15 protein-coding genes and 1 pseudogene are annotated in these 15,650 nt (G+C 59.5%); 6 read left to right on the plus strand and 10 right to left on the minus strand.

Annotated features, from left to right (window positions below):
- The 6 genes and pseudogenes from Q0M35_RS06505 to Q0M35_RS06530 all read left to right on the plus strand — a co-directional run.
- Nucleotides 1-452, plus strand: a pseudogene (locus Q0M35_RS06505) (3-deoxy-manno-octulosonate cytidylyltransferase); the annotation flags it as partial.
- A gap of 192 nt (nucleotides 453-644) precedes the next feature.
- On the plus strand, nucleotides 645-1,535 hold the full coding sequence (galU, locus tag Q0M35_RS06510) for a UTP--glucose-1-phosphate uridylyltransferase GalU (protein WP_295313407.1): 891 nt from the start codon (nucleotides 645-647) through the stop codon (nucleotides 1,533-1,535).
- An 88-nt stretch (nucleotides 1,536-1,623) separates the two neighbouring features.
- Nucleotides 1,624-2,652, plus strand: coding sequence for a glycosyltransferase family 2 protein (locus Q0M35_RS06515; protein WP_295313408.1), 1,029 nt, complete (start codon nucleotides 1,624-1,626; stop codon nucleotides 2,650-2,652).
- Between the two features lie 197 nt (nucleotides 2,653-2,849).
- Nucleotides 2,850-3,836, plus strand: coding sequence for a glycosyltransferase family 2 protein (locus tag Q0M35_RS06520; RefSeq protein ID WP_295313433.1), 987 nt, complete (start codon nucleotides 2,850-2,852; stop codon nucleotides 3,834-3,836).
- Nucleotides 3,833-5,533 carry a beta-1,6-N-acetylglucosaminyltransferase gene (locus Q0M35_RS06525; protein ID WP_295313409.1) on the plus strand — a complete coding sequence of 567 codons (1,701 nt, stop codon included), beginning with the start codon at nucleotides 3,833-3,835 and terminating at the stop codon, nucleotides 5,531-5,533. Before Q0M35_RS06520 ends, Q0M35_RS06525 begins: the two co-directional genes overlap by 4 nt.
- A gap of 3 nt (nucleotides 5,534-5,536) precedes the next feature.
- Entirely contained in the window at nucleotides 5,537-6,958 is a 1,422-nt protein-coding gene (locus tag Q0M35_RS06530) for a nodulation protein NodH (protein ID WP_295313410.1), read from the plus strand.
- Here Q0M35_RS06530 and Q0M35_RS06535 read toward each other — a convergent pair.
- The 10 genes from Q0M35_RS06535 to Q0M35_RS06580 form a co-directional block, all read right to left on the minus strand.
- Complete coding sequence (locus Q0M35_RS06535; protein WP_295313411.1) at nucleotides 6,955-7,419, minus strand: PTS sugar transporter subunit IIA; 465 nt, start codon at nucleotides 7,417-7,419, stop codon at nucleotides 6,955-6,957. The two genes, Q0M35_RS06530 and Q0M35_RS06535, sit on opposite strands and share 4 nt — an antisense overlap.
- 41 nt (nucleotides 7,420-7,460) lie before the next feature.
- Entirely contained in the window at nucleotides 7,461-8,030 is a 570-nt protein-coding gene (raiA, locus tag Q0M35_RS06540) for a ribosome-associated translation inhibitor RaiA (protein WP_295313412.1), read from the minus strand.
- Nucleotides 8,031-8,278: 248 nt separating this feature from the next.
- Nucleotides 8,279-9,037 carry an LPS export ABC transporter ATP-binding protein gene (lptB, locus tag Q0M35_RS06545; protein WP_295313413.1) on the minus strand — a complete coding sequence of 253 codons (759 nt, stop codon included), beginning with the start codon at nucleotides 9,035-9,037 and terminating at the stop codon, nucleotides 8,279-8,281.
- On the minus strand, nucleotides 9,037-9,522 hold the full coding sequence (gene lptA / locus Q0M35_RS06550) for a lipopolysaccharide transport periplasmic protein LptA (protein ID WP_295313434.1): 486 nt from the start codon (nucleotides 9,520-9,522) through the stop codon (nucleotides 9,037-9,039). The genes lptB and lptA overlap by 1 nt, the downstream gene beginning before the upstream one ends.
- 10 nt (nucleotides 9,523-9,532) lie before the next feature.
- Nucleotides 9,533-10,141 carry a hypothetical protein gene (locus Q0M35_RS06555; protein ID WP_295313414.1) on the minus strand — a complete coding sequence of 203 codons (609 nt, stop codon included), beginning with the start codon at nucleotides 10,139-10,141 and terminating at the stop codon, nucleotides 9,533-9,535.
- A gap of 6 nt (nucleotides 10,142-10,147) precedes the next feature.
- Nucleotides 10,148-11,110 (minus strand): KpsF/GutQ family sugar-phosphate isomerase, encoded by a 963-nt coding sequence (locus tag Q0M35_RS06560; RefSeq protein ID WP_295313415.1) that lies wholly within the window; start codon nucleotides 11,108-11,110, stop codon nucleotides 10,148-10,150.
- Complete coding sequence (locus Q0M35_RS06565) at nucleotides 11,107-11,721, minus strand: ribonuclease D (protein WP_295313416.1); 615 nt, start codon at nucleotides 11,719-11,721, stop codon at nucleotides 11,107-11,109. The genes Q0M35_RS06560 and Q0M35_RS06565 overlap by 4 nt, the downstream gene beginning before the upstream one ends.
- Before the next feature lie 51 nt (nucleotides 11,722-11,772).
- On the minus strand, nucleotides 11,773-12,543 hold the full coding sequence (locus Q0M35_RS06570) for a PaaX family transcriptional regulator C-terminal domain-containing protein (protein WP_295313417.1): 771 nt from the start codon (nucleotides 12,541-12,543) through the stop codon (nucleotides 11,773-11,775).
- Entirely contained in the window at nucleotides 12,533-14,575 is a 2,043-nt protein-coding gene (gene paaZ, locus Q0M35_RS06575) for a phenylacetic acid degradation bifunctional protein PaaZ (protein ID WP_295313418.1), read from the minus strand. The genes Q0M35_RS06570 and paaZ overlap by 11 nt, the downstream gene beginning before the upstream one ends.
- A 9-nt stretch (nucleotides 14,576-14,584) precedes the next feature.
- Nucleotides 14,585-15,649 carry a 2Fe-2S iron-sulfur cluster-binding protein gene (locus Q0M35_RS06580; RefSeq protein ID WP_295313419.1) on the minus strand — a complete coding sequence of 355 codons (1,065 nt, stop codon included), beginning with the start codon at nucleotides 15,647-15,649 and terminating at the stop codon, nucleotides 14,585-14,587.
- Nucleotide 15,650: the final 1 nt, after the last annotated feature.

Here is a 15,650-nt window from a genome sequence, read left to right on the forward strand (position 1 = left end):
TCATCGCCGGCCTGCGCGCGGACCCGGAAGCTGAGATCGCAACACCGGTGCTGCGCTGTGACGGGGCGACCCTTAACGGGTTTCTGGCGGACCGCCAGGCGGGACGTGTTGGCGGCACCACGGCGGTGTTCGGGCGGCAAAAACAGGCGCTCTATTTCTCGAAGGAGGTCATCCCCTATACCGGCAAAACCTGGGGGACAGAGCCTGAAACACCGGTTTTTCACCATGTTGGTGTCTATGCCTATCGCGCGGATGCGCTGACGGCCTATCCGGACTGGCCCGCTGGCCCTCTGGAAAAGCTCGAAGGCCTGGAGCAGCTGCGTTTTCTGGAAAACGGGCGCCGCGTACTCTGCGTGGAAGTCTCAGCGCGGGGCCGCCAGTTCTGGGAGCTGAATAACCCCGAAGACGTGCCGAAGCTGGAAAAGATGATGGCTGAAATGAACCTCGACTGACCGGGGTAGCAGGGCGTTGCTCATTTGTGGCAGCGGCGGTGGCAAAATCGTGCTGATCACCGTCGATTACAGGTATTGTATCACCAGATTTAGCAAATTCTGCTATATTTCAACAAGCCTGATGTTTTTGGCACCGGCAGATGTTAGGGTCGCTGCGGTGAGTGTTTTTCAGAGGTAAAAGAGGACATGAGTATGAACCGTGAGGTTACCAAAGCGGTCTTTCCTGTCGCAGGGCTGGGCACAAGATTTTTGCCGGCGACCAAGTCAGTTCCTAAAGAGATTATGACGCTGGTAGATCGTCCGCTGATCCAGTACGCGATCGACGAAGCGCGGGCAGCGGGCATTAAAGAATTCATATTTGTCACCTCGCGCGGCAAAGGCGCGCTTGAGGATTACTTCGACCACGCGCCGCAGCTTGAGGCGGAACTGGAGAAGAAGGGCAAGACAAAGCTTCTTAACACCCTCAAATCGACCAACATGGAAAGCGGTGCGATTGCCTATATCCGGCAGCACAAAGCGCTGGGCCTCGGCCATGCAGTCTGGTGCGCGCGCCGGCTGATCGGGGACGAGCCCTTTGCAGTGATCCTGCCGGATGACGTTATCGCGGCGGATAAGCCGTGTCTGCAGCAGATGGTCGAAGCCTATGCAGAGACCGGTGGCAACATGGTCGCGGCGATGGAAGTGCCACTGGAAAAGACCTCGTCTTACGGTATGCTCGATGTGGCCGAAGACATGGGGTCGATGGTGCGCATCCGCGGCATGGTCGAAAAGCCAAAAGAAAATCCGCCGTCCAACCTCGCAGTGATCGGGCGCTATATCCTGTCGCCGTCGGTGCTGAATAACCTGCATGAGATGAAAAGCGGCGCGGGTGGAGAAATCCAGCTTACGGATGCAATCGCGGAAGAGATCCGCAGCGACCGGGGTGTGTATGGCTACCGGTTTGCCGGTCAGCGTTTTGACTGCGGGTCCAAGTCCGGCTTTTTGCAGGCGACAGTTGCGTTTGGCCTTGCGCGGCCTGAGCTGCATGATGATCTCGCGGCCTACCTGCACGAAGTGGTCAATCTGGGCAAAGCGGCGGAGTAACACCCGCCCTGTGGCTGGTGTCAGGGCAGCGCCTGTGAAAGACTGCACTCAGCCGGTCGGCTGATGCGGCTCTGTTTCGGAGTTTTTCATGCCTGCCAGTCGTTCCCTGCTGACACGGTACAAGCTGCGTCTGCGGCGCAAACGGATGCTGTGGCGGGCGTTCAGGTCGCGGCACAATCTGATGCCGGTGTCTGAGCGCACAGGTGCGATTGCCCGAAATGATATCCTTGTCTTTATCACTGTGCGCAACGAGATGCAGCGGCTGCCGTGGTTTCTGAAACACTATCGCGGGCTGGGCGTCGGGCATTTTCTGATTGTTGATAATGGCAGCGATGACGGGACAGCTGATTATCTGCGCGCAGAGCCCGATGTGAGCCTCTGGCAGACCCGGGCCAGCTATAAGGCATCGCGCTTTGGCATGGACTGGATCACCTGGTTGCAGCGGCGCTATGCGCACGGGCACTGGACCGTCACGGTCGATGCAGATGAGCTTCTGATCTATCCCGGGTATGATACGCGCGACCTGTGCAGGCTCACTGCGGATCTGATGCAGTACAACCAGAGGGTGATGGGTGCGATCATGCTTGATCTCTACCCCAAGGGCCCTCCGGACGCACAGAGCTATGACCCGGAGCAGGATCCGGTTCAGGTTTTGCCATGGTTCGATGCCTGGGGGTATCAGGCGCAGATACAACCAAAGATGGGTAATCTTTGGCTGCAGGGTGGCCCGCGCGCACGGTGCTTTTTCAGCAGTGATCCGCGCCGCGCCCCGACCATGAACAAGATCCCGCTGGTTCACTGGGACAGGTCTTATGCATATGTAAATTCGACACATAATCTGCTGCCTCCCGCTTTGAACCAGACATGGGACGTGCAGGGTCGAGAGGCTCTGAGCGGCGCGCTGCTGCACACGAAATTTCTGCCTGGATCACCGGCCCGTGCGCGCCGTGAAAAGGCACGCGCGGAGCACTTCACCAACTCAAAGGCCTATGATGATTACTACGACGCTGTGGCACAAAACCCTGACATGTGGGAGCCCCAGTCCACACGTTTAACGGGTTGGCGCCAGCTGGTCGATCTCGGGCTGATGACGAGTGGCGGTGGTGACCGGGACTGACCGGGATCCGGACATCCCGAAACTACTCCAAACCATTGCAAAAAAGCGCTTTTCAGGCAATAAAATGTAAAGAAGTCGCAAACTATAAACAGCGGCGAAAGTCTTGTGCAGGCACATCCGGATCAACCGGGGACAGGCCTGCAACCGGGCGGTGGCAGAAAAGGGCAGAAAGCTTGGGTGTTCTGGGGTCTTACCGGATGCGTCTGGCGCGTAAGCGTCTGCGGATTCGTGCGCTCCGAAAAAGCCCGGAACTGCGCCGTGTTTCCGACCGTACAGATACGATCCGACCGGATGAGATCCTGCTCTTTTCGACCATGCGCAACGAGAAAGTACGGCTCCCCTATTTCCTCGATTACTACCGGAGCATGGGTGTCACGCATTTTCTGATCGTCGACAATGACAGCACCGATGGCAGCGCGGATTATCTGGCGGACCAGGCTGATGTGTCGGTCTGGCGTACCCGGTCAAGTTATCGCAAATCGCGGTATGGCGTCGACTGGCTGAACCATCTGCAAAGCAGATACGGCCATGGTCACTGGTGCGTCGTGGTCGATCCCGACGAGTTTTTGCTTTATCCGTTCTGCGATACGCGACCGCTGCAGGCGCTGACCGACTGGCTCGACACCTGCTCGATCAGGGCATTTTCGGCGATGTTGCTGGATATGTATCCCAAGGGGCGGCTGGAGGATCAGCGCTATCTGCCGGGTATGGACCCGATGGAGATCGCCTGCTGGTTTGACAGCGGCAACTATTCGATCACCCGCAATCATCTCTATGGCAACCTGTGGATCCAGGGCGGACCGCGGTCGCGTGTTTTTTTTCGCGACGAGCCTTACCGCGCGCCGGCGCTGAATAAAATTCCGCTGGTGAAATGGGACCGGCGCTATGCCTATGTGCACTCGACGCATATGTTGCTGCCGCGCGGTCTGAACCTCGTTTACGACGAATGGGGCGGCGAGAAAGCCTCAGGCGTTCTGCTGCATGCGAAATTTATCGACACCTTTGCCGATAAGGCGTCCGAGGAGATCGAACGCCGGCAGCACTATGCGGAATCCTACGAGTACCGCGCCTATGCCGACAATCTGGGGCGCGACACACAGCTCTGGTGCAAGTGGTCGGAGAAGTACATCAACTGGCGACAGCTTGAGATACTGGGCCTCATGTCCAAGGGGAACTGGGCATGAGCGTCGGCATCGTCATGCTGGTGCACACAGCCCTCGGCCGGGCCGAAGAGGTGGTGCGCCACTGGTCCGCCTCGGGCTGTCCGGTGGTGATACATGTGGACCGGTCCGTGCCGCGCAAAACCTATCAGAAATTCGTGCGCGCACTTGATGACCTGCCGGATGTCGAATTTTCCAAACGCTTCCGCTGTGAGTGGGGCACCTGGGGTATTGTCGCTGCGACACAGGCCGCGTCTGAGAGGATGCTGGCGCAGTATCCGCAGGTGCGGCACGTCTATCTGGCCTCCGGTTCCTGCCTGCCGTTGCGTCCGGTACAGGAGCTGATCAATTACCTCGACGCACGCCCTCAGACCGATTTCATCGAGAGCGCCACGACGGCCGATGTGCCCTGGACCGTGGGCGGGCTTGATGCAGAACGTTTCACCCTGCGGTTTCCGTTTTCGTGGAAGAAAAACCGGTATCTCTTTGACCGTTACGTCGCCTGGCAGCGGTTTTTCCGCATGAAACGAAAGATACCTGGTGGTCTCGTGCCACATATGGGTTCGCAGTGGTGGTGCCTGACCCGCCAGACCCTGTCGGCCATACTTCAGGATCCCGCGCGCGAAGAATACGACCGTTATTTCCGACGGGTCTGGATCCCCGATGAAAGCTATTTTCAGACGATGGCCCGCCAGTATTCGGTGAACATCGAGAGCCGGTCGCTGACTCTGTCCAAGTTCGATTACCAGGGAAAACCGCACATTTTCTATGACGATCATCTGCAGTTGCTGCGGCGGTCGGATTGTTTTGTAGCACGGAAAATCTGGCCCCGGGCGCAGCGGCTCTATGACGCTTTTCTGACCGATGAGGCTGGGGCCATGAGCCGCCAGGAACCAAACCCGGGCAAGATTGACCGGATTTTTGCCAAGGCGGTCGAGCGGCGGATGCGCGGGCGCGCGGGCCTTTACATGCAGAGCCGGTTTCCACGTGAAGACTGGGAAAACGGTGTGACGGCGGCCCCGTTCTCGATGTTTCAGGGGTTTGCCGAGCTTTTCGACAACTTTGAACCCTGGCTCGCGCGCGCCACCGATGCCCGGGTGCATGGTCACCTTTTTGCCCCCGATGGTGTACATTTTGCCGACGGTCAGAACGCGATCAACGGTGCGCTCAGCGACAGCGCGGTGCTGCGCGATTACAACGCTAATTTCTTTCTGACCAATCTCATCTGGAACACACGCGGGCAGCGGCAGTGTTTTCAGTTCGGACCAGCGGACAACCAGGTGATCAACTGGCGCGTGGCCAAAGACCCTAACGCGCAGATTTCAGTGATCAGTGGCGCCTGGTCCATCCCGCTGTTTCGCTCAAACGCCGATTTCCGGGATCTGCGCAAGCGCGCGGCTGAGTTGCAGAAGATCGAGAGCGATCATCTTGATGTGCTGCGCTCGACCTGGACAAAGGCGCGGGTACGGATCTGGACCATGGCGGAATTTATCGAGGCCCCGATGGAGCCGTTGCAGACCATCCTCGATGAGATCGGGACCGGCACACCGCAGCGGCTCAAAGAGATGCCGCGCATGGTCAGTCTGCGCGGCTTCGGACAGTTTCTGCAGAACCTGAAAAACCAGGGGATGCATCCCTATCTTATGGGTGACTTCCCGGTTGAACAGGACGTGGTGCAGCACCGGCCCGAAAAGCCGCCGCGTCCTTATCTGGTGCGCTGATCCATGGGGCGGTTCGACACATTCGTCATATTCGCAGAGATGCGCACGGGATCGAATTTCCTCGAAACCAATCTGAATGCGCTGGACGGTGTGACCTGCCTTGGCGAGGCGTTCAACCCGCACTTCATCGGTTATCCGGACACCAGCACGCTGCTCGGCATGGAGCAGGACACCCGTGACAAAGACCCGATGCAGCTTTTGCGTCTGATCCGGGCCGAGCCCGGGCTGACCGGGTTCAGATATTTTCACGATCACGATCCCCGGGTTCTTGATGCGGTGCTGACGGATGAGCGTTGTGCCAAAGTGCTGCTGACGCGCAACCCTGCAGAAAGCTATGTCAGCTGGAAGATCGCGCAATCAACCGGCCAGTGGAAACTGACTGACGTGGCGCGGCGCAAGAAGGCGCAGGTGGTCTTTGATGCAGCGGAGTTTGCTACATTCGTGGCTGATCTGCAGAATTTTCAGACCAGCGTTCTGCACCAGCTTCAGGCAAGCGGCCAGACGGCGTTCATTCTCGATTACGAGGACCTGAGATTGCTCGACGTGATCAACGGGCTGGCAATGTTTCTGGGCAGTGACGCGCGCCTTGATGCGCCTGATATGCGGCTGAAGGTTCAGAATCCTGAGCCGCTCTCGGAGAAAGTCAGCAACTTTGAGGATATGGAAAAGGCCCTCGCGGGGGCCGATCCGTTCAGCCTGTCGCGCGTGCCTGATTTTGAGCCAAGACGGGCCGCAGCGGTGCCGACTTATGTGGCAGGGCATACCGCGCCATTGCTCTATCTGCCTGTAAAAGGGGGACCGGTCGCACCGGTCACCGCCTGGCTGGCTGCGTTGGACGGAGTAAACGAAGAGGCGCTGGGTCTGCGAATGTCTCAGAAGGATCTGCGGTTGTGGAAGCGTTCAAAGCCCGGCCATCGCAGTTTCACGGTGATCCGTCATCCACTGGCGCGCGCGCATCACGCATTCTGCAGCTACATCCTCGGGACCGGCCCGCAGGTTTATGATGCGATCCGGACGACACTGGTGCGCCGGTACGGGCTGCCGCTGCCTGACGGCGCGCCGGACAGCGGTTACGATATTGATCAGCACCGTGCAGCCTTCCACGCATTTCTGGAGTTCCTCAAAGGCAATCTGGCCGGACAGACCGCGATCCGAACGGATGCCGCATGGTGCAGCCAGGCACAGGTGCTGCAGGGTTTCGGCGGGCTGATGCTGCCGGATTTTGTGATCCGCGAGGATGAGGCCGCCGCCGATCTCCATGCGCTTGCGAAGCGGATGGGCTATGCCGAAGCGCAACCTCTGGTGCCATCGCCTGACGACGTACCGTTTTCACTTGCTGAGGTCTGTACCGCGCGCACCGAAAGGCTCGCCGCCGCCGCCTATGCGCGTGACTATCTCACCTTTGGTTTCGGAAGTTACAGCTAAGCGGCCTGCGCTGCTTCGTCAGAAATCAGAATTGTATAGAGCGTCGCGGCGTTCGGATTAGAGCGCAGTTTGGAACAGATCGCGGCATTGCGCAGCGTGCGCGATACCAGCGCCAGTGCTTTGAGGTGTTCGACACCCGCATCTTCAGGCGCAAAGAGCGCAAAGGCGATATCAACCGGCTGGCGGTCGACCGAGTTGAAATCGATCGGTTTGTCGAGCAGCACGAAGGCCCCGACAACGCGGTCGAGACCTTCCAGGCGGGCATGTGGCAGCGCCACGCCGTGACCCACACCTGTCGGCCCGAGCGATTCCCGTTCAAGCAGCGCGTTCAGCACATCGGAAGATTTTACGCCATAAGCGCTCTCAGCCAGATCACCCAGATCGTGCATGAGGCGTTTTTTACTCGAAGCCGAGGTTAAAACTTTCACGGCCTCCGGTTTCAGGAGGTTTGCAAAATTCATACTGCCCGTACTGTTCCTGAGGCGATCTTCTGCCCGTGTGTCTATTCAGGATCTATCCAGCCGATATTGCCGTCGTCGCGGCGATATACGACGTTTACTCCCTGCTTTCCCTCGTTGCGGAACACCAGTACCGGTGCTCCAGCAAGTTCCATCTGCATTACGGCTTCTCCAACGGAAAGAGAAGGAATTTTTGTTTCCATCTCCGCCACAATCATGGGCTGCAACGTTTCAGGCTCGTTTGACTCCTCTGAGTCGGAGTCTGAGGCGAGGATATATGAGGAAGCTCCGAAGATTTCAACTGGTTCTGCCCGGTCTTTGTGATGATCTTTCAGCCTTCGCTTGTATCGGCGCAGCTGCTTTTCCATCTTTTCACAACAGGCGTCAAAGGCTGAATAGATCTCGTTCTGGTGGGCTTTGGCCTGGGCTGTCAGACCGGTGGACAGGTGTACGGTGGCTTCGCAGACAAACTCATGACCGGATCTGGAGAATACAACGACAGCCTCTGTCGGGCGTTCGGCATATTTTTTGACAGCCTCGCCCAGTTCTTCTTTGACGTGGATCTGAAGTGCTTCTCCGATGTCGATTTGTTTGCCGCTGATCTGGTACCGCATAGTCTCTCCTTCAAATGACGAACGCCCCTGCTCAGCTCCGGCCCTGACGGGTCAGTTTCTGTTTCAGCAGGCATTCCGGAATATGGCGCGGAGTTTAAAGTCTTTTGTCCCTGGCGGGCAGGCTCGGGTACGTAAAGACGGAAACTTAAGAACGCCATGTCTATACTGAGCCAGATAACGGGCATCAGAGTCAAACAAAACAGGATCTGCGGAGAAGAAAAAAAATCGTTAACGAACTGACGGTTGGGTCAGGAGATCCGGAAATTATCACCCAGATAGACCCGGCGCACGTTTTCGTTGCTGACAACCTCATCCGGGGTCCCGGACATCAGCACCTGGCCTTCGTGCAGGATATAAGCACGGTCCACTATTTCCAGTGTTTCACGCACGTTATGGTCCGTGATCAGCACACCGATGCCGCGTTTTTTCAGATCGGCCACAAGGTGGCGGATGTCGCCCACCGAAATCGGATCCACCCCGGCAAAGGGCTCATCGAGCAGCAGATACTTCGGATTTGCCGCGAGGCAGCGGGCAATTTCGACACGTCGCCGTTCTCCGCCGGAGAGGGCAAGCGCCGGCGCGCGGCGCAGATGTTCGATGGAAAACTCCGACAGCAGCTCTTCGAGGCGTTCGCGTCGTTTGTGCGGGTGCTTTTCAGTGATGTCGAGGATGGCGGCGATGTTGTCCTGAACCGACAGGCCGCGAAAGATGCTCATCTCCTGAGGCAGATACCCGATGCCAAGCTGGGCGCGCCGGTACATCGGAAACCCTGTCACATCCTGACCGTCAATCGTGACCGTACCACCTTCGGGCGTCACAAGACCGGCGATGGCATAAAACGTTGTGGTCTTGCCGGAACCGTTCGGACCAAGCAGCGCGGTGACCTCACCCCGGTCGAGGTACATCGAGAAATCCCGGATCACGACTTTCTTGCGATAGGATTTCCGCAGATGCTCAACCCGCAGCCCCGGCGACCCTTCGGAAACTGTCAGGTCAGGTCGCGTCATTATCTCTCGCCGGTCTGCAGGACGGTTCGGACCCTGCCTTCCATCCGTGCGGTACCGGCGTTGAGTTCAACGGTCATCCGGTCGGAAGACAAGGTCGAAGGACCCTGCACCAGCAGCACATTACCCGTCATCACGATGGTGCCGTTATCGATGTCATAGTCGGCTTCCTCAGATTCCGCGGCATCCTCGCCCGAGACAAGTGTGACCCCGCCCGACGCTTCCAGACGGGCGATCCCGCTTGTGTCCTCGCGGTACACGACAAGCACGCGCGCCGCAGAAAGGCGCATCTCGCCCTGGGCGATCACCACATTATCGGTGAAAACGGCGGTGCCGGTGGACTGATCGACCGAAAGGTTGTCGGCGGCAACCTCGACGGGAAGATCAGAAGACGACCGCAGGGTTCCGAATGCGACCTGCGCGCCCTGGGCCCAGAGGCTGGTTGCAAGAACCGCTGCCAGGGCGGGAAATCCGAGAACTCTGAACAGCTTCACGTCGTTATTCTTCCACCTGTTTGGGTTGATATACCAGTTTCACACCGTTTGTGAAAACCATTTGGGCGGCTTCTCCGGCACCGGGAGAGTACATCCGCATTTTACCGGCTGTGAGTTCACCGCCCGGGGTCAGGGCAAAAACGGTTCCCGGGGAAATAAGCTCAAGCGATGTAAGCCTCGCATTCAGCAACTGGCTGCGGACCTGCCAGCCTTGTGTGGTGGTCAGCACCACATTGCCGGCCAGTGCTGACCGGTCACGTTGCAGATCGACCGAAGCATTATCGGACTTCACAATGACGCCCGTGCCGCTGGCCAGTTCCATGCGCACAAACACGTCCAAAGCGCGGGTTTCGCCCACCACGTCCTGCGGCGACGTCACGGTTTCGGCAATCAGCGATATCTGATCACCATTTGCGGTGGTGCCTGAAAAATAGGGCCCGGACAGTTGCTGGTTTGCTAGGCGGTCGCGTACTTCCGGATCGGCAAACGGGATCGACGCCGTCGGGTCAATCGCCCGCGAGAGCAGAAAAAGCGTCGACAGAAGCGCCAGTGCCATCAGCGGCAGGGCAACTTTGAGCCAGGCGATGGTGCGTGAATAGCTGTCGACGTGCATGGCCGGTCACCCCAGTCCTGCGCGCAGGCAGTCATGGATATGAATGAGACCGCTGACGCGCCCCGCGGTTTCAGGATCCACCACCAGCAGGCAGGTGATCTCGCGGTCATTCATCACGCTGACGGCTTTTTCGGCCAGCGCGCCGGGGGCGATGGTCACCGGCGAGCGGGTCATGATTTCGCGCGCGGTGGCACCGTTCAGCTTGTCGAGGTGGCGCCCGATGTCGCCGTTTGTGATGATACCTCGCAGCATGCCGTCTGCGTCCGTGACGGCCACAACGCCGAAACCTTTCTGTCCGATGATGCGCAGGGCATCCGGCATCGGGGTCTCTTCGCGCACCATCGGAATGGCGTCACCGGTATGCATCAGATCACCCACGCGGCTGAGCTGTGCGCCCAGTTTGCCGCCCGGGTGGAAATCGCGGAAGTTTTCCGGCGTGAAATCGCGGTGTTTCATCAGTGCGATGGCCAGTGCGTCTCCGACCGCCAGGGTCATCGTGGTCGAGATCGAGGGCACAACGCCCGTGCCGCAGGCCTCACCCAGCGAGGGCAGCTCAATGATGACATCGCATTGCCGTCCGAGACTGCTGCCGGGGTTTTTCGTGATGCCCAGCAGCGGGATGTCAAAGCGGCGTGAATAGGCAATCAGATTGGCCAGTTCCGGGGCTTCGCCCGAGTTCGAGATCGCCAGCACCACATCCGCCGATGTGATCATGCCCAGATCCCCGTGGCTGGCCTCTGCCGGATGCACGAACTGTGCCGGCGTGCCGGTGCTGGCAAGGGTCGCCGCGATTTTGCGCGCGATGTGGCCCGATTTGCCGATGCCGGTCACGATCACGCGGCCACGACTGTTCAGCAACAGGTCGATGGCGTCACGAAAACGCGCATCAAGCGTGTCTGCCAGCGTGGTCAGAGCTGCGGCTTCGGCGCGGATCACCTCGCGGGCGGTATCGATAAACGGCGTTTTCATGCGTGCGCGAAGATGTCCGTCTCGGGCCAGCCTTCGAGGTCCAGCCGTGCACGCACGGGCAGAAAGTCAAAACAGGCCTGCGCCATGTCCAACCGTCCTTCGCGTTCCAGCATAGCGGTGAGCGCGTCGCGCAGCTGGTGCAGGTAAAGCACGTCGGAGGCGGCGTATTCGATCTGTGCCTCGGTCAGCGTGTCAGCGCCCCAGTCACTGGACTGCTGCTGTTTGCTGATATCGATGTTGAGGAGTTCCTGCAGCAGTTTCGCCAGCCCGTGCCGGTCGGTGTAGGTCCGCACCAGACGGCTGGCGATTTTTGTGCACCAGACCGGGCTGGCGGTGGCGCCGAAAGCATTCAGCATCGCGGCGATATCGAAGCGCCCGAAGTGAAAGAGCTTGAGCACCGTTTCATCTTTCAGCAGGCGGCAGAGGTTCGGGGCCGCGGTCTGGCCTTTGCTGATCTGAACCAGATGCGCGTTACCGTCACCACCTGAAAGCTGCACGACGCAAAGCCTGTCACGATGCGGGTGCAGGCCCATTGTTTCGCAGTCGATGGCGACAACCGGGCCAAGGTCCAGGTCGTCGGGCAGATCATGTTTGTAAACTGTATGTGTCATGCGCTTCCTATAGCGCGCCTCGAAGGTCTGTGAAAGCGCGCGATTTGCGCTTCAGTGCCCGGTGTCTGTGTCGGTCGGGCGGGGAAGTGCCTGCAGCAGATCGTACACCAGCCGGTGGCAGTCATGCCCGCGCCAGCCCTCCGGAAAAACCGATTCCGGCAGATCGGGGTGTCTGAGCACCAGACGCCGCCAGTTGTGGACGATAAGACAGCGCAGCACTGCACGGTGTACCGGCGGCAGCTGTGTCAGTTCAGGCAGGTCGGATCTGATACGCTTCAGCGTTTCATAAAGGGCCGCATACTCCGCGCAGAGCGGGGCAGGTGCCACGGCGTGGCGGATCCGGGCAGGCAGTGTTTCGCCCTGTAACAGAGCCGCATCCGGCGGCACAGGCGCCCCCCGTGCACCAATCAGGACGCCCGTCATCAACGGGGCGTAGTCCATAGTGCGCAGAGCAGTTTCGTCGTCTTCCTCCGGTGTCAGAATGATCTGCCAGTCCCGGGGTATAGTATCGGGTGATGCGTAGATCCGGGCGCTCGCGGCGATCGTTTCGCGACGGCCATGCGCTGTCAGACTATGCAGACTTGTTCGCCCTGTTCTGCGCGATCTGATCCAGCCGTCGTGGCGTAACCGGTGCAGTGCAACGCGCGTGGCTTCCGGGCGCACATCCATCGCGGCCATAATTTTCGAGAGGACCGGACCGGGAATGGTCGCGCCCTTGTCCTGCGCCAGATCGCCGAAGACAGAGACAATGAGCGACCAGACACGCTGGCCGCCGATACCGGTCAGCGCGCGTCTGTGGGTGGAAAAGGCGTCAGACTGCATTCATCGTCAGCAGGTCATATTCTGCAACGGTGGCATCATCCGCGTTGGTCAGTTTTACATGCCATCGCACCTCGCCGTAGTCCCCGGTGCGGGGCGTTTTCGCTTTGACCGTCAGTGTCACAGATATCTCATCGCCGGGGCTCACCGGGGCCCTGAACCGCAAACTATCGAGTCCGGTATTGGCCAGCACAGGCCCGGGATCGGGGTGAACGAACATGCCGGCGGCAAAACTCAGCAGCAGATACCCGTGGGCGACCCGGCCGGGGAAAAACGGATTAGCTGCGGCGGTCGTTTCATCCATGTGTGCGTAGAACATATCGCCGGTAAAATGCGCAAAAGTTTCGATATCTTCGGTGGTGATCCGGCGCGGGCCGGCGGTCAGTGTATCTCCGGGTGCCAGATCGCCAAAGGGGCGCGTGAAAGGGTGCGGTTTGCTTTGGTCTTCGGTGGCACCAGGCATCCATTGCCCGGTAATGCCGGAAATGATGTCCGGGCTGCCCTGGATCGCAGTGCGCTGCATGTAATGCAGCACGCCGCGCACCCCGCCCAGTTCTTCACCGCCGCCCGCACGCCCCGGGCCGCCGTGGATCATATGCGGCAGCGGCGCGCCGTGTCCGGTGGCCTCCGCCATTGAAGCGCGGTTGTTGAAATACAGACGACCGTGAAAAGCCGCAGAAGCCAGCGTGATCTCTCGCGCCACCTCCGGGTCGCCTGTGAAAACCGAGGCCACGAGCGAACCCTTGCCCCGGTTCAGCAGCCGCGCGGCATGGGCCGTGTTGCGGTATCCCATGACCGTGGCCACCGGGCCAAAGGCTTCGGTGTCGTGCAGATGTGCGGCATCATCCGGGGCCGTGCAATAAAATAGCATGGGCGGCAGAAAGGCACCCTTCTGCAGGTTTTCGCCTTCAACAGAGAAGCTTTCCGGATCGCCGAAGACACGCTCAGCCTCCTTGCCGAGCTGCGTGCATTTACTCAGGACGTCGCTTTTCTGTTCCTGAGAGACCAGTGCTCCCATGCCGGTTGTGTCCAGCCGCGGATCGCCGACGGTGGTCGTGGCAAGTCGCCCGGACAGTGCTGATATCACAGCCTCAACATGGCGTTCCGGCACCATTACGCGGCGTATGGCGGTGCATTTCTGACCGGCTTTCACGGTCATTTCGCGGTGAACCTCTTTGACGAAAAGGTCAAACTCCGGCGTGCCGGGGCCTGCGTCCGTCCCGAGCACAGAGGCGTTGAGGCTGTCCTGTTCCGCAGTGAAACGCGTCGCGCCGGCCAAAAGACGAGGATTGCTGCGCAGTTTCAGCGCTGTTTTGGCGGAACCTGTGAAACTCACCACATCCTGCCCGCCGAGATGATCCAGCATGTCACCGGTCCCGCCGGTGATCAGCTGTACGGCCCCTTCGGGCAGCAAACCGCTTTGCAGGATCAGACGGATGCAGGCCTCGGTAACGTATGAGGTGGCCGTTGCGGGTTTCACAACAGACGGCACGCCGGCGATGAGTGCAGGTGCCAGCTTTTCCAGCATGCCCCAGACCGGGAAGTTGAACGCGTTGATCTGCACGGCCACGCCCTGCAACGGCACCGCAATGTGCTGACCCATGAAAGTCCCTGTGCGGCTGATCTGTTCGGCGGCACCGTCGATGTAAACCTGCCCGGCGGGCATTTCGCGGCGCCCCTTTGATGCGAAAACCAGCATGGTGCCGATACCGCCATCCACGTCGATCAGGTGATCTTTCTGTGTGGCACCGGTGTCAAAGCTGAGATCGTAGAGCTGTTGCCGGTGCTCTTTCAGCCAGAGCGCGAGGGCTTTGACCATGCGGGCGCGGTCGTGGAACGTCATGGCGCGCAGCGCGGGACCGCCCTTGTCGGTGGCCCAGCCCAGGATCGCCGCTGCATCGGGTGCATCGCTGCCTGCCCTGTAAAGCGGGGCACCGGTTATTGCACTTTGGATGATGCGCGCCTCGCCGCCGGGCGGGATCCAGCGGCCGGCAATAAAACTGTGAACGGCGGTCAGGGCGCTGGTGTCGGGCATCACGCCTCCTTAATGGGTGTCGTATTCCACGGTGATTGTATCGCCCAGCGGGTAGCACTGGCAGGTCAGGACCATGCCCTGTTCGACTTCATAATCCTCAAGCGCATGATTACTAAGCATCTGGTATTCGCCTTCCAGCACGCGCGCTTTGCAGGTTGAACAGACACCGGCGCGGCAGGCAAAGGGCGCATCGAGCGCATTGTCCAGAGCGGCCTGCAGCACTGACTGGTCTTTGGGCATGATGAAACTGCGGGTGACGCCTTCGACAGTGATATGTGCTTCGGTGCCGGGGGCGGATGCCGCACGTTCGGCCAGAGCCGCGCGGGCAAGACGCCCCAGCTGGCTCTCCGTAAAGAGCTCAAAGCGGATTTTGCCCGGGTCCATACCATGCGATTTCAGACTGTCTGCAATGGTGATCATCATCGGTTCAGGTCCGCAGATCAGCGTCATATCTATGTCGTCCACGCTGATCCATTGTTCAAAAAGGCCCGCACATTTTTCCGCATCGACACGTCCGGTAAAAAGCCCGATGTCCTGGCCGGATTCCAGCACATGGATAATCCGGAGCCGCTGCATATAGCGGTTTTTCAGGTCTTCGAGTTCTTCGCGGAACATGATCGTGTTCACCGCCCGGTTGGCGTAGACCAGCGTAAAGGTCGAACGGGGCTCTTCCTCCAGCACTGATTTCAGGATCGACAGCACCGGCGTGATCCCTGACCCGCCGGCAAAACCGAGGTAATTGCGCGCCTGATCAGGCTCTGTTCCGGGAAAAAAGCGTCCTTGTGGCGGCATGGCATGCAGGGTGTCACCGACATTGAGTTCGCTATTGGCAAAGGTGGAAAAGGCCCCGCCATCCACCTGTTTGATGCCCACCTGAAGCAGGCCGTCCTGTGAGCCTGCGCAGATGGAATAGTTGCGCCGCAGTTCGGTGCCGTCAAAATCCTGGCGGAAGGTGAGATACTGACCGGGTGTAAAGGCAAAAGCCCCGGGGTCTTGCGGGCGCAGGGTCAGCACAACGGCATCGCGAATGGTGCGATGGATGCCGGTGACGATAAGGGGGTGAAACCTGGCCATG

The sequence above is a fragment of the Roseobacter sp. genome, assembly GCF_024639605.1.
Lineage (GTDB): Bacteria > Pseudomonadota > Alphaproteobacteria > Rhodobacterales > Rhodobacteraceae > Roseobacter.

Coding starts and splice junctions, on each gene's coding strand:
- galU (WP_295313407.1), top strand. CDS start 645: ATGAACCGTGAGGTTACCAAAGCGGTCTTTCCTGTCGCAGGGCTGGGC.
- Q0M35_RS06515 (WP_295313408.1), top strand. CDS start 1,624: ATGCCTGCCAGTCGTTCCCTGCTGACACGGTACAAGCTGCGTCTGCGG.
- Q0M35_RS06520 (WP_295313433.1), top strand. CDS start 2,850: ATGCGTCTGGCGCGTAAGCGTCTGCGGATTCGTGCGCTCCGAAAAAGC.
- Q0M35_RS06525 (WP_295313409.1), top strand. CDS start 3,833: ATGAGCGTCGGCATCGTCATGCTGGTGCACACAGCCCTCGGCCGGGCC.
- Q0M35_RS06530 (WP_295313410.1), top strand. CDS start 5,537: ATGGGGCGGTTCGACACATTCGTCATATTCGCAGAGATGCGCACGGGA.
- Q0M35_RS06535 (WP_295313411.1), bottom strand. CDS start 7,419: ATGAATTTTGCAAACCTCCTGAAACCGGAGGCCGTGAAAGTTTTAACC.
- raiA (WP_295313412.1), bottom strand. CDS start 8,030: ATGCGGTACCAGATCAGCGGCAAACAAATCGACATCGGAGAAGCACTT.
- lptB (WP_295313413.1), bottom strand. CDS start 9,037: ATGACGCGACCTGACCTGACAGTTTCCGAAGGGTCGCCGGGGCTGCGG.
- Q0M35_RS06555 (WP_295313414.1), bottom strand. CDS start 10,141: ATGCACGTCGACAGCTATTCACGCACCATCGCCTGGCTCAAAGTTGCC.
- Q0M35_RS06560 (WP_295313415.1), bottom strand. CDS start 11,110: ATGAAAACGCCGTTTATCGATACCGCCCGCGAGGTGATCCGCGCCGAA.
- Q0M35_RS06565 (WP_295313416.1), bottom strand. CDS start 11,721: ATGACACATACAGTTTACAAACATGATCTGCCCGACGACCTGGACCTT.
- Q0M35_RS06570 (WP_295313417.1), bottom strand. CDS start 12,543: ATGCAGTCTGACGCCTTTTCCACCCACAGACGCGCGCTGACCGGTATC.
- paaZ (WP_295313418.1), bottom strand. CDS start 14,575: ATGCCCGACACCAGCGCCCTGACCGCCGTTCACAGTTTTATTGCCGGC.
- Q0M35_RS06580 (WP_295313419.1), bottom strand. CDS start 15,649: ATGGCCAGGTTTCACCCCCTTATCGTCACCGGCATCCATCGCACCATT.